The 20,055-nt window shown below is 58.2% G+C and carries 20 protein-coding genes and 1 pseudogene; 16 read left to right on the top strand and 5 right to left on the bottom strand.

Translation table 11 applies throughout. From position 1 onward, the window contains the following. Positions 1-170: 170 nt before the first annotated feature. The 10 genes from ACZ9EJ_RS07050 (at position 171) to ACZ9EJ_RS07095 (ending at position 11,462) form a co-directional block, all read left to right on the top strand. Positions 171-1,463, top strand: a complete 1,293-nt coding sequence (locus ACZ9EJ_RS07050; protein ID WP_476098876.1) for a tyrosine-type recombinase/integrase — start codon at positions 171-173, stop codon at positions 1,461-1,463. After that, positions 1,460-2,968 (top strand): site-specific integrase, encoded by a 1,509-nt coding sequence (locus ACZ9EJ_RS07055; RefSeq protein WP_052764536.1) that lies wholly within the window; start codon positions 1,460-1,462, stop codon positions 2,966-2,968. The genes ACZ9EJ_RS07050 and ACZ9EJ_RS07055 overlap by 4 nt, the downstream gene beginning before the upstream one ends. Then, positions 2,965-5,076 carry a hypothetical protein gene (locus ACZ9EJ_RS07060; protein WP_046639264.1) on the top strand — a complete coding sequence of 704 codons (2,112 nt, stop codon included), beginning with the start codon at positions 2,965-2,967 and terminating at the stop codon, positions 5,074-5,076. The genes ACZ9EJ_RS07055 and ACZ9EJ_RS07060 overlap by 4 nt, the downstream gene beginning before the upstream one ends. A 3-nt stretch (positions 5,077-5,079) precedes the next feature. After that, the gene (locus ACZ9EJ_RS07065) at positions 5,080-5,499 is read left to right on the top strand and encodes a hypothetical protein (RefSeq protein ID WP_046639265.1); all 420 of its coding nucleotides are present in this window, start codon (positions 5,080-5,082) and stop codon (positions 5,497-5,499) included. Next, complete coding sequence (locus ACZ9EJ_RS07070; protein WP_046639266.1) at positions 5,496-5,882, top strand: hypothetical protein; 387 nt, start codon at positions 5,496-5,498, stop codon at positions 5,880-5,882. The genes ACZ9EJ_RS07065 and ACZ9EJ_RS07070 overlap by 4 nt, the downstream gene beginning before the upstream one ends. Next, positions 5,879-6,982 carry an AAA family ATPase gene (locus ACZ9EJ_RS07075; RefSeq protein ID WP_046639267.1) on the top strand — a complete coding sequence of 368 codons (1,104 nt, stop codon included), beginning with the start codon at positions 5,879-5,881 and terminating at the stop codon, positions 6,980-6,982. Before ACZ9EJ_RS07070 ends, ACZ9EJ_RS07075 begins: the two co-directional genes overlap by 4 nt. Continuing rightward, positions 6,909-7,778 (top strand): ATP-dependent DNA helicase, encoded by an 870-nt coding sequence (locus tag ACZ9EJ_RS07080; RefSeq protein WP_476098878.1) that lies wholly within the window; start codon positions 6,909-6,911, stop codon positions 7,776-7,778. Before ACZ9EJ_RS07075 ends, ACZ9EJ_RS07080 begins: the two co-directional genes overlap by 74 nt. 55 nt (positions 7,779-7,833) lie before the next feature. After that, the gene (locus ACZ9EJ_RS07085; RefSeq protein WP_476098880.1) at positions 7,834-8,145 is read left to right on the top strand and encodes a hypothetical protein; all 312 of its coding nucleotides are present in this window, start codon (positions 7,834-7,836) and stop codon (positions 8,143-8,145) included. 160 nt (positions 8,146-8,305) lie between these two features. Beyond that, the gene (locus ACZ9EJ_RS07090; RefSeq protein ID WP_046639270.1) at positions 8,306-10,036 is read left to right on the top strand and encodes an ATP-dependent nuclease; all 1,731 of its coding nucleotides are present in this window, start codon (positions 8,306-8,308) and stop codon (positions 10,034-10,036) included. After that, positions 10,029-11,462, top strand: a complete 1,434-nt coding sequence (locus tag ACZ9EJ_RS07095; protein ID WP_046639271.1) for a UvrD-helicase domain-containing protein — start codon at positions 10,029-10,031, stop codon at positions 11,460-11,462. Before ACZ9EJ_RS07090 ends, ACZ9EJ_RS07095 begins: the two co-directional genes overlap by 8 nt. 391 nt (positions 11,463-11,853) lie before the next feature. Here the strand turns inward: ACZ9EJ_RS07095 and ACZ9EJ_RS07100 are convergent, their stop codons facing one another. Then, positions 11,854-12,144 (bottom strand): helix-turn-helix domain-containing protein, encoded by a 291-nt coding sequence (locus ACZ9EJ_RS07100; protein WP_046639272.1) that lies wholly within the window; start codon positions 12,142-12,144, stop codon positions 11,854-11,856. Between the two features lie 174 nt (positions 12,145-12,318). Here ACZ9EJ_RS07100 and ACZ9EJ_RS07105 point away from each other — a divergent pair, with 174 nt between their 5' ends. From ACZ9EJ_RS07105 to ACZ9EJ_RS07125, 5 genes are all read left to right on the top strand, one after another. Further along, positions 12,319-12,636: a hypothetical protein gene (locus ACZ9EJ_RS07105; protein ID WP_046639273.1), complete on the top strand. Its 318-nt coding sequence runs from the start codon at positions 12,319-12,321 to the stop codon at positions 12,634-12,636. After that, positions 12,633-13,472 (top strand): AAA family ATPase, encoded by an 840-nt coding sequence (locus ACZ9EJ_RS07110; protein ID WP_476098882.1) that lies wholly within the window; start codon positions 12,633-12,635, stop codon positions 13,470-13,472. Before ACZ9EJ_RS07105 ends, ACZ9EJ_RS07110 begins: the two co-directional genes overlap by 4 nt. Beyond that, positions 13,469-14,500 (top strand): AAA family ATPase, encoded by a 1,032-nt coding sequence (locus ACZ9EJ_RS07115; protein WP_476098884.1) that lies wholly within the window; start codon positions 13,469-13,471, stop codon positions 14,498-14,500. Before ACZ9EJ_RS07110 ends, ACZ9EJ_RS07115 begins: the two co-directional genes overlap by 4 nt. 258 nt (positions 14,501-14,758) lie before the next feature. Continuing rightward, positions 14,759-15,778, top strand: a complete 1,020-nt coding sequence (locus ACZ9EJ_RS07120) for a thymidylate synthase (RefSeq protein WP_046639274.1) — start codon at positions 14,759-14,761, stop codon at positions 15,776-15,778. Beyond that, positions 15,756-16,673: an alpha-glutamyl/putrescinyl thymine pyrophosphorylase clade 3 protein gene (locus ACZ9EJ_RS07125; RefSeq protein ID WP_046639275.1), complete on the top strand. Its 918-nt coding sequence runs from the start codon at positions 15,756-15,758 to the stop codon at positions 16,671-16,673. The genes ACZ9EJ_RS07120 and ACZ9EJ_RS07125 overlap by 23 nt, the downstream gene beginning before the upstream one ends. Here the strand turns inward: ACZ9EJ_RS07125 and ACZ9EJ_RS07130 are convergent. The 3 genes from ACZ9EJ_RS07130 to ACZ9EJ_RS07140 form a co-directional block, all read right to left on the bottom strand. Further along, positions 16,670-17,770 carry an ImmA/IrrE family metallo-endopeptidase gene (locus ACZ9EJ_RS07130; RefSeq protein WP_046639276.1) on the bottom strand — a complete coding sequence of 367 codons (1,101 nt, stop codon included), beginning with the start codon at positions 17,768-17,770 and terminating at the stop codon, positions 16,670-16,672. The genes ACZ9EJ_RS07125 and ACZ9EJ_RS07130 overlap by 4 nt on opposite strands. Next, the gene (locus ACZ9EJ_RS07135; RefSeq protein WP_046639277.1) at positions 17,767-18,093 is read right to left on the bottom strand and encodes a hypothetical protein; all 327 of its coding nucleotides are present in this window, start codon (positions 18,091-18,093) and stop codon (positions 17,767-17,769) included. Before ACZ9EJ_RS07135 ends, ACZ9EJ_RS07130 begins: the two co-directional genes overlap by 4 nt. A gap of 75 nt (positions 18,094-18,168) precedes the next feature. Next, complete coding sequence (locus tag ACZ9EJ_RS07140; RefSeq protein ID WP_046639278.1) at positions 18,169-18,534, bottom strand: hypothetical protein; 366 nt, start codon at positions 18,532-18,534, stop codon at positions 18,169-18,171. Between the two features lie 316 nt (positions 18,535-18,850). On the opposite strand from ACZ9EJ_RS07140, the gene ACZ9EJ_RS07145 reads away from it, so the two are divergent. Further along, positions 18,851-19,822 carry a recombinase family protein gene (locus tag ACZ9EJ_RS07145; protein ID WP_080955664.1) on the top strand — a complete coding sequence of 324 codons (972 nt, stop codon included), beginning with the start codon at positions 18,851-18,853 and terminating at the stop codon, positions 19,820-19,822. Here the strand turns inward: ACZ9EJ_RS07145 and ACZ9EJ_RS07150 are convergent. Beyond that, positions 19,761-19,975, bottom strand: a pseudogene (locus ACZ9EJ_RS07150) (transposase domain-containing protein); the annotation flags it as partial. The gene ACZ9EJ_RS07145 and the pseudogene ACZ9EJ_RS07150 overlap by 62 nt on opposite strands. Positions 19,976-20,055 lie beyond the last annotated feature (80 nt).

The raw sequence follows: 20,055 nt of genomic DNA on the forward strand, positions 1-20,055 counted from the left end.
GCCGTTTACCGCTATCCAGTGCGAAAGTCAGGCCTGGGAGCAGGTTGAAAGAAAATCTAGGCCGGCAAGAAAAAAATATGTTGACGTGTCGGCAGGACTCCAGTTAGTTCATACATTGACAAATGGATTATAATTTGTAGCTTTCACCGTTGTTTCGGTGGGAGCTTTTTGTGCTGAAGTCTTCGCAAAATCCTTACAGCGTTCGATGGTCGATTTTTTCGTCCGGCGAGCGCATGCCCTTTTTGGTGCGAGCGGACGCCGGGTTGCCTCTCGAGGCTGCCACCTTCTGGATCATGGCGAGCAGTCGGCCTCTCGGCCATCAGCCAAACACCATGTTCAACCAACTCCGGTCGCTGATGCACCTCTACCTCTGGGCGGACCTGCGGGATATCGATGTCCACGGGCGCCTCCGGGAAGGCGTTTTCCTGTCCCTGAGTGAAATCATTGATCTGACCGGTTTCTGTGGCCGGTACCTGGCGGACATACTTCCCGAACTTGAACAGCGTTCTTCAAATGTCGTGGAACTGGTGAAGCGGGCAAAGCCGCAGCGAGGGCGTTCAGTTGTATCGGCCGAGAAGCGAAACCGACTGAACGTGATCTATGGGTTCCTCGAATTCACGAGCGCTGACCACCTTGCCGAACTTCAAAAATGGCCTGATCGATGGTTGGCCTACGACAAGATGCGGCGGGAATGTCTCGATCGAATTAGAGCGTACATTCGGGGCATCAGAGCGCCGAAGCGCGACGATGTCGGACAGCGAGAGGGCGTCGACCCGCAGGTGGTGCAGCGGCTGTTGACCATCCTTGAGCCGGACCACCCCGAGAACCCCTTCCGAACGGAAGTACGCTTCCGAAACTATCTCATCGTGAGGCTGCTCATAGAGCTCGGCATTCGGCGCGGAGAGCTTCTGGGTCTCTACGTAGCCGATTTGGCGCTCAGCGGGGCAAAGGGCTCTGTCACAGTGCATCGACGGCCGGATGACAAGCAAGACAACCGCCGGGAAAAACCAGCCGCCAAGACTGCAGCGCGGATACTGCCGTTGAGCGCCCGCGCCACGGAAATGGTTCATGAATGGGTCGTCAAGTATCGATCGAAACTACCGTTCGCAAAGCTGAATCCCTTCCTGATTGTCAGCATGCCCGACGGCAAACCAATGTCGCTTTCAAACGTCAATAAGATCTTCCTGGCGATACGTAAACGTGTTCCTGGACTGCCGGATGAGATAGGGCCGCATCCGTTGCGCCACTCGTGGAATGATGCCTTTTCTGAACTGATCGACCTCAAGGGCACCATCTCTCCGGAAGACGAGATCAAGTGGAGGAAGAGGCTCATGGGGTGGCGGAGCGATTCGACAGCTCAGCACTATCTGCGTCGTACCATACGGCGGAGGTCGGACGAGTTCCTTGCCGAAATTCAAGGAGACTTGGACATTCGAATTTGCAGTGAGGAGAGTGACGTATGACGTCGGTTCGTAGATCTGCCGGTTCCGACGACCTCCCGCGGCTTCCGACGGAGGCAATCACACGCGATGGAGTAACCTTTCATCCTCACTTAAATCAGTGGTCGCTGGGTGGCCTTTCCAATAGGCAGATCTTCAAATTCGACGAATTTGACCGTCTCTCGGAAGGGATAGTCCTGCGGCTCAAGTGGCTATTGATAGCGAAGCTTCAGGAGGCATCGTTCGCCCATTCAGTCAACCTTTTCAGAAACTTCCTCTTGTTTTATCGATCGGTGTTTTCGCGGTTGAATACTTGTTGCGAACGCATCGAACTCAGCCATGTTCTTACTTTCAAGGCGACGCTCAACGAGGGGACAGAGTGGAAGCTTGGAGTTGTTCGTATCTTCCTCACGGAAATGAGCAGGCTCGGCTTCGGTATCGCCTCGGAAGAGTTGCTCGAGTACCTCGACAGCTCGACCATCCGCGGCAATATCAAGGGCACTTCGATCCGCACTCGCGACTCTAAGCAAGGAGCGTTCAACGACATAGAGCTTTTGAGTATCCACTCTGCCCTCAACGATTCATATGCGCGCGGCGAGATTAGTCTGTTCCGTTTCGCAGTCGTCTGGTTGTTCCTGGCGTACGGCTGTCGTCCGATCCAGATCGCCGCAATGAAGGAGAAGGACCTCCTCGTAATCGAAAACAGCGAGGGCAAGTCATACGCGCTCCGCATCCCGCGAGCGAAACAGATAGGCAGTGGAATTCGAGGTCAGTTCAAGACTCGGTATTGCAGCAAGGATGTCGGGGCGCTGCTTGAACGTGTGATCGATCAAAACAGAGCTCGGCCGGAAACCCTGCGACTGCGCCCTGGTGAAGCGCCTTTGTTTATGTCAAGGCAAGTTGGCCTTATGCCGGGGTTGGAGTACCACCGGACCGCTCAAACCATTGGCGCTGCGGTGAACAGCACCATCGACCGCCTAAGCGGTCTTAAGGGGAATACGAAGCGGTTTAGGATCACCCTCGCTCAGCGCGCCGTCGACGACGGAAAGGACAAGTGGACCGTTGCGGAGCTGCTGGACCATTCGGACACGCAGAACGTCGAAGTATACTTCGAGGCTAGCCCTTCGATGGTCCTGCGTCTCGATCGGCACCTCGCCATGGAGCTCGCGCCTCTCGCCCAAGCCTTCGCGGGCGTCGTCGTAAAGACGGAAGGTGAGGCTCGACGCGGCGGCGATCGAACCAGTCGTATCTACGACCGAGCCCTTATCGACAACGTCACCGACCCTCTTGGGACATGCGGGCAGATGAGCTTCTGTGGTCTGGCCGCACCATACGCATGCTATACGTGCCGGCACTTCCAACCATGGATCGACGGGCCGCACGAGGAATTCATGGCCGCGCTCATCGCCGATCGCAACCGCATGGAGGGGGATGGAATATCGCGCAAGATCTTCACAATCAGGGATCGGACAATCATTGCAGCGGCCGAAGTTATTCAGCTCTGCTCCCTGGAGCGGCTGGTGGCATGAGCGGCACGGTCCATGAGTTCACCGGCGACGAGGCCACGAACCCGTCCGAACGCGTTGCCAAGTTCATTGCCCTGGCACGGGAGATCGAGGCTCTCGTGTCGAACGACGAGTGGGACTTAGACATCTGGCAGGTCGGATCCTCCTTCGTCACGAAAGGGCAGAACCGGGACAGCCGTGTCCTAGCGTACTACAATCGTGATACGACGCTTACTAACAGGCAGGAGGTGGTCGGTGGAGCTCCTCTCCTCGGACAATTCAGGGAATTCGCCAAAGCCTACGTCAGATATCATCATTCGACGTCGCCGGTCCTCTTCGAGCCCACGGTCAAGCGCCTGGGAGCCTTACAGTTGATAGAGGCGAGCTTCAGATGTTTGAATCTCGAACCGCGCATCGAATCCTTGAATGTCAGCGTCCTCAACGCGGCCGTCGCCATGGCTCAAGAAGGGGTAGGACCTGGGCGGCACTACCAATTCGCCGTGACCATCCAGAAGGTCTATCGGTTCTGCATAGACCGCAAGTTCCTCCACGCGCCCTTCCAGTGGAAGCACGGGGTGAGGAAGCCAAAGGAAAAGACTGAGGAGATAGGCAAGGAGGCGAGGGAATGGAGAGAACAGAAGCTTCCGAGTCCAGAAGCCTTCCTCGCGTTGGCGCATATTTATCGGAACTCGGAGAGCTTCGTCGATCGTCTCTACTCCGCCATCACTGCCATCTTCGTATCGATCCCCATACGCATCCACGAAGTCCTTCAGCTCCGAGAAGACTGCGAGGTCTACGATAAGGTAAAGGATCCCGCCACGGGTGATACATCTGACACTTACGGCATTCGGGTCTTTCCCGGAAAGGGACACCCGCCGCAGGTGAAGTGGGTGCCGACGCTGATGGCATCGCTCGTACAGGAGGCAGTCGCTCGGATCCGGGAAATGTGTGCCGAGGCTCGCTTGGTAGCGGCGTGGTACGAGAAGAATCCAGGACAGTTGTGGTTACCCGGCGATCTCGAGAAGTTCAGATCGTCTGACTGGCTGCCGAAAGACGGCCTTGTGCGGTTGATGGATATTCGTCCGGCCAAAGACGCGGCCCGGTGGCTGAACGTGCAAGGGGTTGAATGGCGGTCCGATGGAAAGACGCCCTTCATGAAAGAAGCGCGCATCTCGTCGTTGGCCGCGGTGCACCTCAAAGATCTGCCGGGAGATTTTCCTCACCTCAACCGCTACGACGATCAAAGATACTCGGAAACGCTTATCGTCCTGTTCGGCAACCAGGCTCATTCCGACAAGAGAACCTATCGGACGCTGATCGAGAAGGGGACCGTCCAATCTTACGACCATTGGCTGTCCGGACACGACGGGGGGAGGAAGCCGAGCGTATTCGAGCGATTTGGTTACACGGAAAGCGATGGCAGCCCGATAAAGATCAGTAGCCACGCGTTTCGCCATTGGCTGAACACGGTCGCTCAGTTGAAGGGCATGAGCGATCTCGACATCGCCAAGTGGAGCGGGCGAGAAGTCCCGCAGAACAAGGCTTATAATCATGTGACGCCCGAAGAGACCTTGAGTCAGATTAGGGCGGCGCTGGATGACGGAACCGGCAATGGCCCCATGTTCGAGGAAGGCAAGATGGTCGGCATCAACCGGCCCGTCGACCGCCGGGAGTTCGCCGAGGCCCGGATCGGTGCAGCCCTAACAACGGAACTCGGCATCTGTGTACATGACTATTCACTCCTTCCGTGCGAGACGCATGGCCACTGCATTGACTGCTCCGAGAACGTCTTTATCAAAGGCGACGTGAAGCATCAGGAGAGAGTATCGAAACGCCTCGTACTGAGCGCGAAACAGCTCGATGACGCCATCCGGGCTATGGGTGAGGGTCACGTTGGAGCCGACAAATGGGTTCGCTCTCACGAGGCTAGCATCGCCAAGATGCGATTAATGCTCTCAATGCATGACGATCCCTCGATTCCCGATGGCACCGTAATGAGTCTCCCAGGTGCATCGCGTGATGGCGAAGTGGCGATGGCCCTCCGCGACAGGGACGTCAATGAGCGTTCCTCCCGAGCCGGCAGTGTGGATGACGATCTGGTCGATGCCTTGGTGGACATGTGGGAGGATTGACTGGTGGCAAAGGCCCGTCTCAAGACCGATGAAATCGAACGGATCGTCGATATGCTGACTTCGTGGCGCGGCGATCTAACCTGGGAGCGATTACTGCAGCGCGTGGAAAGGCTTCTCCGCCGAAGCTTTACACGACAAGGCCTTGCCAAGCAGGAGAATATCCAGACGGCGTATCAGCAGGCCAAGGATCGTTTGCGGACAGATAAGCCGCGTGATACGGCGCCGCGGCCTGAAATCGAACTCTTGCAGAACACCATTGAAAGCCTAAGAGCAAAGATTGCCGTGATCGAGGCCGAGAGGGGCCGCTTCGAGGAGAAGTTCGCGACATGGCTTTACAACGCGCGGAGCCGTGGCATCTCAGAGTTGGACCTGAACAGACGACTGCCTGACGTGGACCGCGACGGGAGTGTGAAGGAACGATGAGCCAGAACTCCTTCCAACAGATCAGTGAGGAGCACTTCATCCGCCTCGAAGCCTACCTCGAAAAGATAGAGGCCGCTGGCCTGAAGCTGCCAAGCCGGGGCGGTAAGGTCAACAAGACGGCCGTCGCCACAGCGTGCGGGTTCAATCGGGAGACGTTCACCCAGAACAAGCGCTTCGAGAGGAGGCTCAGCGATGCAGTCGTCGCGCTGGGGCTTGATGGGCCAGCCGCTCCAGAGCCGCCGCGACGGGACGGAGCCGACAAGGCGCGTATCACCATTCTTGAGCAGCAGCTCGCCTCACTACGCGGTGAGAACTACGAGCTGCGGCGGAGGTTGGCAAGGTACGAGCATGCCACCTTGACAGGCAGGCGTGTGATCCCATGACGAAAATGCCACGCGGGCATCACATCGTGGAATTCCTCGCCTCTCGACCGGAGTTCGTCGGCGTCGGTAAGGCCACTGCCCAGCGTCTGTGGGAGACGTTCGGACCGGACCTCTATGCGATTCTTGGGGACGGCGATTTCCACCGCCTGTCGGAACTGCTCGACCGCAATCAGGCCGCAATCGTCGTCGAGGCCTGGCGCAATCAGCAGGCGCTCGCCGACTGTGTAGTGTTCTTCGACGAGCAGGGGATCGAGCTGAACGTCGCCCGTAAAGCCGTCGCCTTCTGGGGCGACGAGGCCGTCTCGAAGATGAAGGACAACCCTTACCGGCTGCTGACCGTCTGCACATGGCCGCAGGTCGACAGGGTGGCTACGGCTTTGGGCGTCAGCGGGAGCGACCCCCGTAGGCTCGTTGCTGCTGTAGAGAGCATCCTTTACGACCGCCTCGACCGAAAACATACCTGGTGCGGGGGACCAGTTCTGGTGGGTCTGGTGGCGAAACGACTGTGCGTGTCCGAAGAAGATGCTTTGACGGCGGTGGAACTTGCTGTCTCCGACGGGGCCGCGATCTCTATTGACGGTGGTTTTCAACCTGCCGGCGCGGCCTACATGGAGAGATTCATCGAAGCCCGGATCGACGCCCATGTCCGGCGCACCGTCGGCAATGACCTGTTCCTCGACGGCATTCGCTCCGAAGACGTCGCCAGCTTCCTCGCGAGGTTCGATCCATCAAGATCTCTGACGAACGAGCAATGCGACGCAGTCGGAATGGCTTTGAAGAACGCCTTCTCCCTCCTTATCGGCGGCGCCGGCGTAGGCAAGACCACTACGCTCCGCGCAATCAACGCAGGTGCCCGCCACTTCGGCATGAACGTCTTTCAGCTCGCCATCGCCGGACGGGCCGCGGGACGGATCGCCGAGGCGACGGGAAGGCCTGCACAGACCGTTGCGTCCTGGCTGAAGGGCGTCGCCGATGGGCGTATCGAGCTCGGTCGACACACCCTCGTGGGTAGTCGACGAGGCTTCGATGCTCGATCTTCCTACGCTCTACCGCATACTCTTTCATCTTCCGGAAGACGCCCGCTGCCTTCTGGTGGGTGACACGGCTCAGCTCCCGCCGATCGGTTTCGGTCTCACCTTGCATCGTCTCGTCCTGGAGAGTCGGATACCGAAGACAGAACTCACCAGGATTCTAAGGGCGTCGGAGGAAAGCGGCATTCCTCGGGTTTCCGTCGCTATACGCGAGGGCCGGGCCCCGCAAGTTCCGTCGTATAACCGCGAGCGAGCAGGCTGCACTTTCGCGGATGCGCCCGAGGCCCGCATCGTCGAAACCATCGAAGACATTCTTCACGATCTCCAGAGCGAGGAGGTGCAGGTCGTGGCGGCAGTATATGGCGGCGTCGCGGGAATCGATTTTATCAATGCTCATTTCCACGGTCTGAGAACGAATGCCGGATTCAGCGCCATGAATGGATTTGCCGAAGGCGACCCATGCATCTGGACTGTCAACGACTACGACCGCCACCTGTGGAACGGATCGATGGGAGTGGTGGACGGCTTCTATGGTGATAGCGTCGTCGCCGTATTCGACGGGAAGAGGCACTCGATCGGCGCCGGCGAGATCCAGAAGCTCAGCCTCGCCTACTGCATCAGCGTCCATAAGGCTCAGGGCAGCCAGTTCCGGAACGTGGTCATGCCCGTCCTGCCGACGGCGAATATGGATCGAGCAATGATCTACACGGCCATAACAAGGGCTATCGACAGGGTCATCCTCGTGGGGTCAGAAGCCGGGTTTGGCAGGGGGGTCAGACCAGATCCGAGGTCGCTCGACAGAGACGTGTCCCTGAGGCTCAGATCGAATGAACCGGCGGCTCATTCCCTCTCGAGCGAAGCCTGAAAGCAAGTCCAATCCGGTGCAAGTTGCACCGGCGCACGTCGATCGGAAACTTATCTTGGAAGAAAGCACCGCCCACATGGAGGTATTCACGTCCTTCGTCTTCGACGAAACGCTGCACTTTCTCACGCTTCCCGATGGCAGCCACGACGAGGCCTGGGACGTCGTGGGGATCGAAAGACTGATGAACAAGCATCTCGGAAGTGACGCCGGAGTCGCGAAACATTTCTTCCGTCGCGTTGATCAGTTATTCCCGGCCGGCTACGAAATGACCGTAACTATCAGGGACGCCGATATCTATCACATTACGATTACTTGCGATGGGAAGACCGAAGTATACCCCAATCGGTTCGTCTTCTTTGAGTCGTGATCGATCAAGCCGATCCACGTCGGTCATGTACTAGGCGCAGGAGTCCTAGACCAGAATGCCCATGCCGTGCGGGAAAATCTCAGCCGGATATTCTCCCGGTTGCTGTTCCTAGTGGGGCATGAACTACTGCGGTGGAACATAATGATTCTCGCAGGCAGACATGGCAACGATCCGAAAGATCGAAATACTGAATTTCCGTGGCATCCAATCGTTGGAGTGGCATCCGCAACCGGGATTGAACTGCCTGATCGGCCCTGGCGACGGCGGCAAGTCCACCATCCTCGACGCGATCGACCTCTGCGTAGGTGCGAGACGGACGGCCCAGTTCACGGATGCAGATTTCCATGCGCTGAAAGTGGGCGCCCCGATCGACATCTCCATCACTCTGGGCGACCTCGCGCCACCCCTTATGTCAGTCGAGACTTATGGGATCTATCTTCGCGGCTTCGACAAGGACAAGATGGAAATCCACGACGAGCCTACGGTCGGTCTGGAAACCGTCATCACGCTGAACTTGCGCGTGGAGAGCGATCTCGAGCCTATCTGGTCGCTCCAATCCGATCGGGCTGCAGCCGCCGGCCAGAGCAGGAATCTTTTGTGGCCGGACCGTGTCGACCTCGCGCCCGTTCGCATCGGAGTCCTGTCCGACCATAATCTCTCATGGCGTCGAGGTTCCATCCTCAACAAGCTTTCCGACGAGACCGCCGACGCCTCGACGGCGCTCCTGGCCGCGGCGCGGGAGGCGAGGAAGGTCTTTGGCAAGGACGCCGACAAGAACCTGACCAAGGCGCTGGACATCGTCACTACCGTGGCGGGAGAGCTTGGCATTGACGTCGGTGCAAAGGCCCGCGCGGAGCTGGAAGCGCATGCGGTCTCCGTGACTGCCGGCACGATCTCGCTGCACGACGAGGTGGGCGTTCCGCTCAAGAAGCTGGGAATCGGTTCGTCTCGCCTGATGATTTCTGGGCTGCAGCAAAGGAACGCGAGCAAATCTTCGCTCCTGCTCGTGGACGAACTCGAGCACGGGTTGGAACCACATCGGATCATCCGCTTCCTAGGGAACCTCGGCGCCAAGAACAAGGATTCGAAACTCCAGGTCTTCGTCACGAGCCACTCGCCGATCGCCGTCCGGGAGCTCGCCGTCGGGCAGCTATTCATCGTTCGCAAAATCGCCGGCGGCCATCACGTGCTATGGGCGGGCGATCATCCTGATCTGCAAGGAACCCTCAGGGTCCATCCAGAGGCCTTCCTGGCTCGCTCCGTGCTGGTATGCGAGGGGGCGAGTGAAGTAGGCCTTGTGCGAGGCGTCGACCAATACCTGTCGGACGCCGGGAAGAAGTCCATGCACGCCGAGGGCACCTGCCTTGTCGACGCAGGTGGCTACAAGAAGATCATGTCCCGTGCCCAGGCCTTCCAGAGGATGGGATACCGTACCGCAACGTTCCGCGACGACGACTATCGTCCCGAAGAAGTCGAGGAGACGGCCTTCGAGGCTTTGGACGGCAGGATATTCAAATGGCGCGAGGGCAGGAAGCTGGAGGTGGAGCTGTTCGAGAGCCTGCCCGTGAAGGCGGTAGAAATCCTTCTGTATAGATCCTTGGAGGACAGGTCCGAGCAGGAAGTCGACAGCCAGCTCAGAAGCTACTCCGACAACAAGGTGACGCTCGAGGTTGTGCGAAAGGAAATCGGAGAAGGGGAACTGAGCGCTGCAAGTAGGCTTGCGCTTGGAAATGCCGCCGGGGGAAACAAGGAAGGCAAGAAGAGCTGGTTTAAGACCGTGTCCGATATGGAGGAGATCGGCCGGGACGTCGTCGTGCCCTACTGGGCGGAATCCGACCAGGATTTCCGAAAGATCGTGAAGGCGCTTCGGGACTGGACCATCAATGGCTGATAACGAGATCGACCTTCTCGATATCCGTTGTGGCTCGGTGACGGCGCCGGCGGGATGCGGCAAAACCCAGCTTATTGCGGATTCCCTTGCAAGGCATTCCGGGAATAAGCCGATACTGATCCTCACGCACACGAATGCAGGCGTCGCCGCACTTCGAGCGAGGCTGGAACGTGCCGAAGTCCGTGCGTCGTCGTACCGGCTTGCCACGTTGGACGGTTGGGCGCTCAGAATGCTAAAAACGTTTCCAGGCCGGTCCGGAATCGATGCCAGGCATCTGGATTTGAAGATTCCTGGAAAGGACTACCCGGCAATCAAAAACGCGGTGGTCGAACTTCTACACGGCCAGCACATCGACGACATTCTGGCCGCCAGCTATAGCCGGCTGATCGTCGACGAGTATCAAGACTGCGGCCGGGAGCAGCACGCCATCGCCTGCCATCTCTCCGGCATCCTCCCCACGGTCGTGCTTGGGGATCCGATGCAGGAGATTTTTAGTTGGAACGGCGACCACCCGGACTGGAACGACGACGTCTGCTCGAACTTCTTCGAGGTCGGTGAACTGAAGACGCCATGGCGGTGGATCAACGCGGGCGCACAAAATTTCGGAGAGTGGCTGCTAGATGCTCGCAAGACCCTTCTGGCAGGAAACCAGATTGACCTTCGGGACGCCCCCGCGGAGGTCGAGTGGGTTCATCTCGACGGTGATGACGACGAAGAGAAACGGCGCCGGGCCTGCAACGCGAGATCACCGCAGCGCGGAGGCGAGGTCCTGATTATGGCCGCGGGAAATCAGAAGAGGCTTCAGCAGCGGATCGCCATGCAGACGCCCGGAGCGGTCACAGTAGAGGCGGTGGACCTCACCGACCTGACTGACTTTGCCGCGGGTGTCGTCCTCGACCGGCCCGGTGATCTTGAATACGTCCTGTCCTTCGCCTCGCAACTCACCACGCAGGTATCCAAGGACGAGCTGATCAGGCGGGTCGCCGTCCTCGAGCGAGGCGCCGGGCGCAAGGATGCGACCGCTTCGGAGCTCGCGGCTATCGACTACAAAGCGACGGGCTCCGCGCAGCACCTCATCGATCTCTTCAAAGCGCTCGAAAACAACCCAGGGGCAAGAACCTACCGGCCGGAGATTCTCCGCGTCTGCATCAACGCTTTACGTTCGTCCGCTCCGAATGAACCCGACGCATTTCTCGCAGCGACCATCCGCATCCGCGAGCAGAGCAGGATGCTGGGACGGCGCGTGCCGCCACGCGCGGTCGGCAGTCCGCTTCTGTTCAAGGGACTGGAGGCCGACGTTGCCGTCATCCTGGATGCTTCCGACTTCGACAATGTTCCTAAGAGGAACATGAAGAACCTCTACGTCGCGATTACGAGGGGCTCGAGGAAACTGGTCGTGTGTTCAGAGAGCCCACTTGTTGGCTGACAAGAGCAGGTCGTCGTTCTGTAGGTATCCCGACAATGGCAATGGATGCACAAAAAATCGCGGGTCCGACGAAGCCTGACATGTGTGTTCTACCGTCTTGTCCATCCGTTCCCTGTTCGATCCCCAGGAGGGGTCGAACCCGCCGTCAGGCGGAAACGATGTTCCCCGTCCCGATAAGCCTCGGAGTCCATGTCGGAGATCGAAGTCACCCGGAGGGCCGAAGGACGGTCGAGGGCTTGCCCGAGCGCCGTTGACATCGATCTCCGACATGGCAGGCTGAAGCGCGGGATGGGAGGATGTATGCGAGCTCCGCTCGCATTCCGCATCGTTACGCGACTGCCATTGTATGCGAGGGATACTGCGTGTCTTGGCAATTTTTCGCGATATCGAGCTATGAAATTCGACCGTCGGCTGATGGATGTCTATCGAGTTGAACTTCCAAGGTGATGAGGTTGTTGTTCACCACTCCCCATCCGCGCCCGTCTGCCGGCTGAAGGAAGACGATACCTCGCTCTTCATAGAACTCTTGCAATCTGATGACTGTGTCGAGGAGGCGGTGCCTACCTTGCTCTATCCGTTGGATGCTTGATCGTGAAATCCGGGAATGAACTTCGACGTCCTGCTGGGTCAGTCCCAAGAACTCTCTCGCAAGGGTGAAAACGATCGCTGGTGGTACCTTCATAAGGATTCATTCGCATGGATGCCTGCGGCGGGCAATTCGGTAGGTGCAGGATCTTGACGCCGGAAGCTACGGGCGTCACAACGGAAGCTCAAGGCGTCCAAAAAGAAGCATTCAGCTTCTATTCGGACGCGATCACGAATCCTTTCGCAACGCCTTTTAATGGAAAATCGAATCATGCACGCAAGACTGCTGGCGGACATCGACGGACTGGAGAGCCTGGCCGACGACCTACGGCGCTTGAAGGCAAATAACCTTCGAGCAATTGACCTTGGTGAGGATCTGCCATCGCTCGAGCGATTCCGCTGGTCCGCAAGAAAGGCGCCCTGCCTGGAAGGAATCGTTTTCGGACATCCCGTCCTGCATGACGGCGGCGTCATCCTGACAAGCGAAGTCTTCGCTTATTTCGAAGAAGACGGACAGTCTTTCGTCAGAACGCTGAATCGGTGGTACCGACTGGCGAACGCGTCGCTGGACAGGAGGCTCGACGCATGAAACATCATATGTCACGTGCCGCTTTCAAAGATCTCCGCCGTAACCTCGGCTATTTTCTTGCTCACAGCTCACTGCGCGCGACATTGCGCCCGTTCGGTCAGTTCAGGGGAAACACCCGCGGGATCATCATCGTCATCGTAGATGCCAGATGGATCAATCGATATGCGAAGGCCGCCGAACTCCTAATGCGGGGAGATCGACGGGCGCTCTTTCACAATGACGCGTCGCGACGCACTGTCCGGGTTCTGGAACCGTCCACCAGGAAATTGGGGGCCGGCTGGGTCGATACCCTGGGTGCTCATCACCAGTTGATCATCCTTTCTACTTCGTTCGACATCGTCCCTCCAGCGGTACGGCAGGCCGCGGACGTCATCGTCTATGCCTCGAACCCTACCCCACGTCAGATTGCTGCGGGGCGCCGTCTCGCCGGCCTTTCTTCGCTTCCTACCGATCTCGTCTGGAGACTTTCCCAGGCGGATCTCGGCGTCGTCGAATCCTTCGCCGGGCGCCAATCGTTTTCCAGCGATGAACTCGCAGAGGCACTACAGGCACGGATTAATCTAACCTCGAGGCAGAAACTCAGTGACTTGCCGGGTTTCGCTTCGGCTTGGCCTTGGGTGACTGCACTGAAACGCGATTTGAAAGATTGGAACGCCAACGCTTTGGAGTGGAGTGACGTTGATCATGGCGCCGTCCTCATCGGTCCTCCGGGGGTCGGCAAAACCCTTTTTGCTGAGGCTTTGGCCGCGGAGCTAGAAGTTCCTCTCGTCGCGACGTCGGTTGCGGCATGGCAGGGCAGCGGGGAGGGACATCTCGGGGACATGCTCAGGCGATGAGGGGATCCTTTGCGGAGGCGCGCTCCAAGGGATGCGCCATTCTCTTCGTTGACGAACTGGATGGAATAGGACGACGAGGTTCAGGAGGGAAGAATACCTATTATGAATCCAACGTGGTGAACTGCTTTCTGGAACTGACCGACGGGCTCGTCGACATGAAGGGCGTGATCCTCATAGGTGCCACGAACCGCCTCGAGGACGTCGACCCCGCCGTCCTTCGATCTGGACGATTGGAGGAACATGTCCATATCGACCCTCCCAACGAGGAAGAGCGAGCGGCAATCCTCCGACATCATCTATCAAACGTGATCGATGTCGCGCAAATCCGGAAGATTACCGACCGGCTCCGAACTGCGACGCCGGCCGATCTTCGGAAGCTTGCCCGGAGAGCAAAGCGGACCGCGCGAAGCAATGGGCGGGCGCCGACCCTCGACGACGTGAGGGCCAGCCTTCCCGTTAGAAGGCGACTGCCTGAATCCATCGTCCTTAGGATGGCGGTTCATGAATGCGGTCACGCGCTTGTTGCCCTCGCTAGCAAGCTGGCCGATGGAATTGTCGTCGAGCTGGAGGACAGCGTCCTGGAAGAGGGACCCGACATGCAGGAGGGAGGAAGGACTCACTACCATATGACAGAGGAAATCCTGCCTACCGAAGCGACGCTGCTTGCAAGGATTCGTATATCGCTCGCCGGGATGGCTGCGGAGGAAGTCGTCCAAGGATCTCGCTCGATCGGCGGCGCCGGCATCGCGGGCTCGGACCTCGACACCGCCACCCAGATCGCGACGAAACTCGTGCTATCCTATGGGATGGGCAAGAGCCTTCGGTTCCATGCGGACAGGAACGAGATCGACGCCTTGTTCATAGCGCCCACCGAAGCTCATGCGGAAATTAGCTCAATCCTGGCGCGTGAATATCGAGCGGCGAAGGAACTCCTGAACAAGGAGAAGGCTCAGTTGATGAGAATGGCTGCAGAACTCGTCGTCGACCGGAAATTGGAATTGCGGCGGGAGCCGGTTCTGAAGGCATAAATTGATCTATCTAAACGACTTCGGTGGTCGCTTCATTGACGGTGCTGTGGCGGATCAGGTCTGTCCGCCGCAGTGCTACGAATCCCTGCGGCGGGCAACGCGCGAAGATCTGTTCGCTTCGGCTTAATGACATGACTTCGCCTCACAATACGAGGCACCCCATCGAACGATAACAAAAGGCCTGAACAAGCTCAGGTAGCAGTTCCATTCACTGGTGCATCGCATAAGATGCGATCGTGCTAAGATTCGGAGCGCTGAATGTTGCTTGAGGGCGAAGGCATCGACGAGATAATGATCGAGCTGTACAAAGCGCTCGATGCCGAAGGAGCCGTGAACACAGGTTCACGCGGCGACATGAAGGAGAAGCTTGGCGTCTTCTTCCGGATGACCAATCCGCGAGCACGGATCAGCCGATCCCAGGACCGAGGCAAGCCTTTCAGTGCGCTCGGCGAGCTTCTATGGTACCTCGCTGGTCTCAACACACTCGATTTCATCAAGGCTTACATTCCGGACTATGCCGATGACGCGGAGGATGGTGTCCTTGCCGGTGCCTATGGCCCAAGGATCCACGCCATGCGCGGCAGCATCAATCAGTTGGAGAACATCACTTCCCTGTTGCGAAAGAACCAGACGTCCAAGCGAGCTGTCATTCAACTCTACGACGCCGCTGACAATGATGTTTACCACAGGGAGATTCCTTGCACGACCGCGCTGCAGTTTCTGATCCGAGAGCGACGGCTCCACATGTCCGTGACGATGCGTTCAAACGACGCTTACAAAGGACTCCCGCATGATGTGTTCTGCTTCACCATGATCCAGGAAATGATGGCCTCGCGGCTGGGCGTCGGTCTCGGGAACTATCTCCACTACGCGGCGAGCATGCACGTCTATGACGAGTCGATGGAGGCGATGAAGCGCTACATTCACGAGGGCCATCAGAAGACGATCGAGATGCCACCGATGCCGGGCGGCGATCCATTTGCGCTGACCGGCCGCCTGATGGACGCGGAAGCCGAACTGCGCAGCGGAAAGACGATTGACGCCGTGAAGGTGTTCGAGGATCCGTACTGGGCTGATATCGTGCGGCTGCTGCAGGTGTTTTGGGCGACGAAGAAGGAGGACGCGCCAGGCTTCGAAGATCTCGACGCACTTAAGGGCGAATTCCACCACGAGGTTTACCGGACCTTTCTTGAACGACGCCGCAAGATTCGACTGATAAGAAATGCAGGCAAAAAGACTTCTGGAGAAGATTGCGATGTGGCCGACAAGAAGCGGTAGATGGGATGAGATCCGGCAGGCGCTCCAAACGCACTCCCAGACCGTTCGCGACCTGCCAGGCGTAGCAGATGACGATAGCCGCAGCACCCTGGCGATGCAGTTCATCGCCAGCCTGCGGCGCGAGGATTACTATCGCCGGGTCCAGGAAAAGCAGATCGGCGCCGCCAAGGCCGATCCAAATTCGGGCGCCTTCGATCCTGAGCGGGCGGTGGTGTACCAACTCCAGCATGGCGACGTCGAGGAGGCCGCATGGCTGGTTTTCCTCATGACCCATTTCGCCCGGCCGGCATCGACTGGTTGGCTCCGTCTCACGCAAGTCTATGGCCGGCTGGGGCAAGGCACATGGAATTGGTTGACTGTGAGCTCGGATCCCGACCAGATGATAGAATGGCTTGCACAGAACTGGACAAACGTCGGCGGAAAGTTCGGTAACCATCGAAAGTACGAAAGCCTTCGTCCGGATTCCAACCGCAATTTCGGCAGCGTTCTGAACAGCTATCTCGCATGGATCGGTGAAGACGGCCATCAGTCGTTCTTCGCCGCCATGGTCCAGCAGACGGGAAACGATCCCACGCAGATATTCGACGCGCTGTATCGGAGCATGAAGGTTTCGACGTTCGGTCGACTGGCGAAGTTCGACTACTTGGCAATGATCGGCCGATACGGAATTGCCCCGATCGAGGCGGGTTCGGCGTATCTGAAAGGAGCGACCGGGCCGGCGTCCGGAGCGCGACTGCTTTTCACGGGTTCGGTTCAGGGCGTCGCGACCGAAACTCAGCTACAGAACTGGCTCGACGAGCTGGACGCCAGCCTCGACGTCGGAATGGCGGTTATGGAGGACGCGCTCTGCAACTGGCAGAAAAGTCCTTCGTCCTTCGTCCACTACAAGGGCTAGACCCGAACCGGGTTGATCTGAGCCCAATCCCAAGTTCTCTTCAGGTAGTTCAACTTGTCCGGTCCTAGCATTCCGCGATGCTGCATCTGCCCGACCGTGAGGCCCGCGCCGATGCCGATCGACACGCTGAACCGAAGGATGTCGTCCCTTTTCGGAGGAACCCGCTGGAACTCCGATTCCCTCAGCGGTGGGATGATACATTCGGCCGCGAACTCGTTGGCCTCCTGTTCCCGGTCGGCGTCGCTAGGAACGGCGTCGTCATCGACGAACGTATCCGCCTTATGGAGGACGAGATGTCCTATTTCATGGAAGACGGTGAACCAGAACTGGTCATCCCGCTTGTACCTGAAGCTGAGAAGAAGCATGGCTTTGTCGGGGTCGACCATCCTGATCGCGCCGCTTGCCCGACACCCTTCGGGCGCCTTGACGATGACGAGGGCCACCCCAGCCTCGGCACACAGGGTGCGAAGCTTCGGCAGGAAAGCCTCGGGATGCCTGATCATCGAAAGCTTTCGGATCGCCTCGAGCCGATCCAGAAGGTTTCCCGTATTCCAGACCCGCGTCTGGACCATGTCGGCCTCGAGCTCGCCGCGTCTCAGCCACAGCAGAGTGGCGTCTTCCTTCGCGGCGAAGGACTTGGACGTCCGGTAGTCGGTCTCACCAACGAACCGGCCGTAGCGAGCAGTCCAGGATTCAGCGTTTGGAACGTTGTAGAAGACCAGCCGCTTGCGGATTTCTTCCGCGCGCTTCTCGGACGACAACCTCCCGCCGGCTTTTCGTCCGGGAGCAGGAAGGCGCAGTAGAACGTCCTCGAGGCCGCTTTCCTGAACCTGTATGACCGCACGATGGACGGCCGCTTCGAAATTTTCTTGACGCTTTAGCCAGAACTTCGGTGATGCGCCTAGCGCCTCGGACAGAGTGTTCGCGGTCTCTTCGTCGATACGGCGCGATCCGTCGAGCAGTGTCCTAACCGTCTCGATGCCGTCACGGAAGCACTGCGCGAGATCGTTCGCGCCGATCTCGCGGCGCTGCATGATCGCCCGTATCGAGTCGCCTGGCTTCGAAAACCAATTCGCTGTTGCGTGCTCTTCGATCATTGTACTTCCGATATGGACATCAACTTAATGTATTCAACACTTGCCCAGACGATCCGTCCATTCACGTCGAAGGCTGCGTTCTCGTCCACGCTGACGAAGGTCGCCATGTAGCTCGAACCGATCACCACTTGAAAGGAATTGTCAGCAAAGGTCGTCACGTTACCCCCAAGAATCTGGTGCCACTCATCGACGTAGTCGAATGCCTCGGCGTCCGCGATTTCCGAAACCAGGCGGTCGGCGTAGGTCCGACCGAAGCGTTCTTCGGCTACCTCGCGCTTCTGACAGCATCGCTTCAGGTCTGCGGTATCGTAGGAAATCTGCATACGATTCTCGCTACTGTCCGCGACTTTGACAATGAGCCTTGAGGCTTGTGCGACGCTGCTGAGCGGGATGAAACTTCATTGCGGCAGTGCTGAACCATGTGGCTTGGCGGCCTGCTTCGCTCGGATCCTGTCGATCCTGGCCCAGTTCCGATCCAGCTCGCGCTCTCCTGCCTCCTGCATGTCTACGCCGTTCGCGTTGCAGAGCGCGGCGAGCGTCACGAGTACGCCGCCGGTCTCCTGCGCGCGGTCTCCCGGCGCCCGGCTGTAGACGTAGTCGACGAGATCCTGCGCATCCTGCCTGGAGCATCCGTTCGCCTGCGCAAGCTCCACTGCTTCCTCAAGAAAGCGGTGGGTCCGCTCCCGTGCATCGGCATGGGAATGGGGCGGGAAGCATGCAACGACCCATTGCCAGACCCGTTGCTGAAAAGAGTTCCCCGACATGAATTCTCCTGAAAGTTGTCTGCAGAAGACACTGAGTCCCGTTCTTCTTCAAGCTCCAGGCGCGAATTGGTCCACAGTCATGACGCAGGCTGCGTCGAAACAGGATGCCGCCGCCGTCGTGTAGTTGATAGTTGACATCGTTCGACCCGACCGGCGTCCTATCTGATGGCCTACGTACGCAAGTTGGTTGATAATATGCGTAAGCGCAGCCCCGTTCACACCTTGCCCCAACTTTTTGAAGACCGCAGAGGTCGATAACACCCCAGCACATCTGCGTCGTGATACCTTGGCCTTCCATTGTTATCGGGAGGCCAAGATGTGCAAGAGAGTGGTCATTTACGCGCGGTATTCAACAGATCAACAAAATCCAGCTTCGATAGAAACCCAGCTTGATCTGGGGACTTCGTTTGTTGTGGAGCGCGGTTGGAAGCTGAGCGGGACATATGTTGATGCTGGCATTAGCGGCGCTAGTTTCGAAACACGGCCAGGCCTTCAGGCTGCGCTGACAGGTGCGCGAGAGGGAGCCTACGATGTCCTACTCTGCCTTACGCTTGACCGGCTCTCGCGAGACCTGGAACACAGCGCTAAAGTGTTGAAGCTGCTCCAGTTCCATGACATCGAACTTTGGACCGTGCATGGCGGCTCTCAGGTGTCAGCCATGGAACTTGGCCTGAGGGCGGTCCTGAATAGCGAGATGCTGGAGCAGGTTCGATATCGAACGAGGGAAGGCATGAAGACCGTAGCGAAGACGGGCCGAGTTCCCGGCGGCATTTGCTACGGCTACTCGATCAAAAAGATGATTGGAGCGGACGGCGAACCGATCCGTGGCCTGAGGGAGATCATTGCTGCCGAGGCGGCTGTGATCGTGTGGATATTCGAGCAATACGTGAAGGGCCTAAGTCCCGACGCCATTGCAGAAATCCTCAATGGGCAGGGTATACCTGGCCCTCGCGGGCTGGCTTGGAGAGGAACGGCGATCCGGGGACATCGGCGAAGAGGTAGCGGAATTCTGAATAATCAGATGTACATCGGTCGCCTGGTGTTCAACAGGCTCATATACAGAAAGAACCCAGTAAGCGAACGCCGGGTGTCTCGGCTCAACTCGCCAGAGCAACATATCATTCAAGAGGTTCCTACGCTTCGCATTGTCTCGGACTCACTCTGGAAAAAAGTAAAACGGAGGCAAGCTTTGCCTCGCCACCGGATAACAACTTCGGCCCGACCGTCTAGCCCACGTGGTAATTCCAAGGCAGGAGATGCGCGATTTGGCTCTGCTTTTGGCCGTTAACGAGGGCGGTTAGTGTGCTGGTCAGATAGCCAAATGGATCGACGGCGTTGAGCTTACAGGTCTCGACGAGCGATGCGATGGTCGCCCAATTCTCCGCTCCCGTGTCATGACCGGCGAAGAGCGCGTTTTCTTTCGGTTCACCGCTATGGGCCTATGCGATCACAGATCAGCGCGGCGACGACAACGTGGGGACGGAACAGCGGTTACTAATATGCACGGATGGACAACAAAGA

It is taken from the genome of Neorhizobium sp. USDA 3394 (assembly GCF_056280385.1).

Bases quoted from the DNA above. Each gene is read 5' to 3' on its own strand.
- ACZ9EJ_RS07055 (WP_052764536.1), top strand. From the start codon at position 1,460: ATGACGTCGGTTCGTAGATCTGCCGGTTCCGACGACCTCCCGCGGCTT.
- ACZ9EJ_RS07060 (WP_046639264.1), top strand. From the start codon at position 2,965: ATGAGCGGCACGGTCCATGAGTTCACCGGCGACGAGGCCACGAACCCG.
- ACZ9EJ_RS07070 (WP_046639266.1), top strand. From the start codon at position 5,496: ATGAGCCAGAACTCCTTCCAACAGATCAGTGAGGAGCACTTCATCCGC.
- ACZ9EJ_RS07075 (WP_046639267.1), top strand. From the start codon at position 5,879: ATGACGAAAATGCCACGCGGGCATCACATCGTGGAATTCCTCGCCTCT.
- ACZ9EJ_RS07080 (WP_476098878.1), top strand. From the start codon at position 6,909: ATGCTCGATCTTCCTACGCTCTACCGCATACTCTTTCATCTTCCGGAA.
- ACZ9EJ_RS07090 (WP_046639270.1), top strand. From the start codon at position 8,306: ATGGCAACGATCCGAAAGATCGAAATACTGAATTTCCGTGGCATCCAA.
- ACZ9EJ_RS07095 (WP_046639271.1), top strand. From the start codon at position 10,029: ATGGCTGATAACGAGATCGACCTTCTCGATATCCGTTGTGGCTCGGTG.
- ACZ9EJ_RS07100 (WP_046639272.1), bottom strand. From the start codon at position 12,144: ATGAAGGTACCACCAGCGATCGTTTTCACCCTTGCGAGAGAGTTCTTG.
- ACZ9EJ_RS07105 (WP_046639273.1), top strand. From the start codon at position 12,319: ATGCACGCAAGACTGCTGGCGGACATCGACGGACTGGAGAGCCTGGCC.
- ACZ9EJ_RS07110 (WP_476098882.1), top strand. From the start codon at position 12,633: ATGAAACATCATATGTCACGTGCCGCTTTCAAAGATCTCCGCCGTAAC.
- ACZ9EJ_RS07115 (WP_476098884.1), top strand. From the start codon at position 13,469: ATGAGGGGATCCTTTGCGGAGGCGCGCTCCAAGGGATGCGCCATTCTC.
- ACZ9EJ_RS07120 (WP_046639274.1), top strand. From the start codon at position 14,759: ATGTTGCTTGAGGGCGAAGGCATCGACGAGATAATGATCGAGCTGTAC.
- ACZ9EJ_RS07125 (WP_046639275.1), top strand. From the start codon at position 15,756: ATGTGGCCGACAAGAAGCGGTAGATGGGATGAGATCCGGCAGGCGCTC.
- ACZ9EJ_RS07130 (WP_046639276.1), bottom strand. From the start codon at position 17,770: ATGATCGAAGAGCACGCAACAGCGAATTGGTTTTCGAAGCCAGGCGAC.
- ACZ9EJ_RS07135 (WP_046639277.1), bottom strand. From the start codon at position 18,093: ATGCAGATTTCCTACGATACCGCAGACCTGAAGCGATGCTGTCAGAAG.
- ACZ9EJ_RS07140 (WP_046639278.1), bottom strand. From the start codon at position 18,534: ATGTCGGGGAACTCTTTTCAGCAACGGGTCTGGCAATGGGTCGTTGCA.
- ACZ9EJ_RS07145 (WP_080955664.1), top strand. From the start codon at position 18,851: ATGTGCAAGAGAGTGGTCATTTACGCGCGGTATTCAACAGATCAACAA.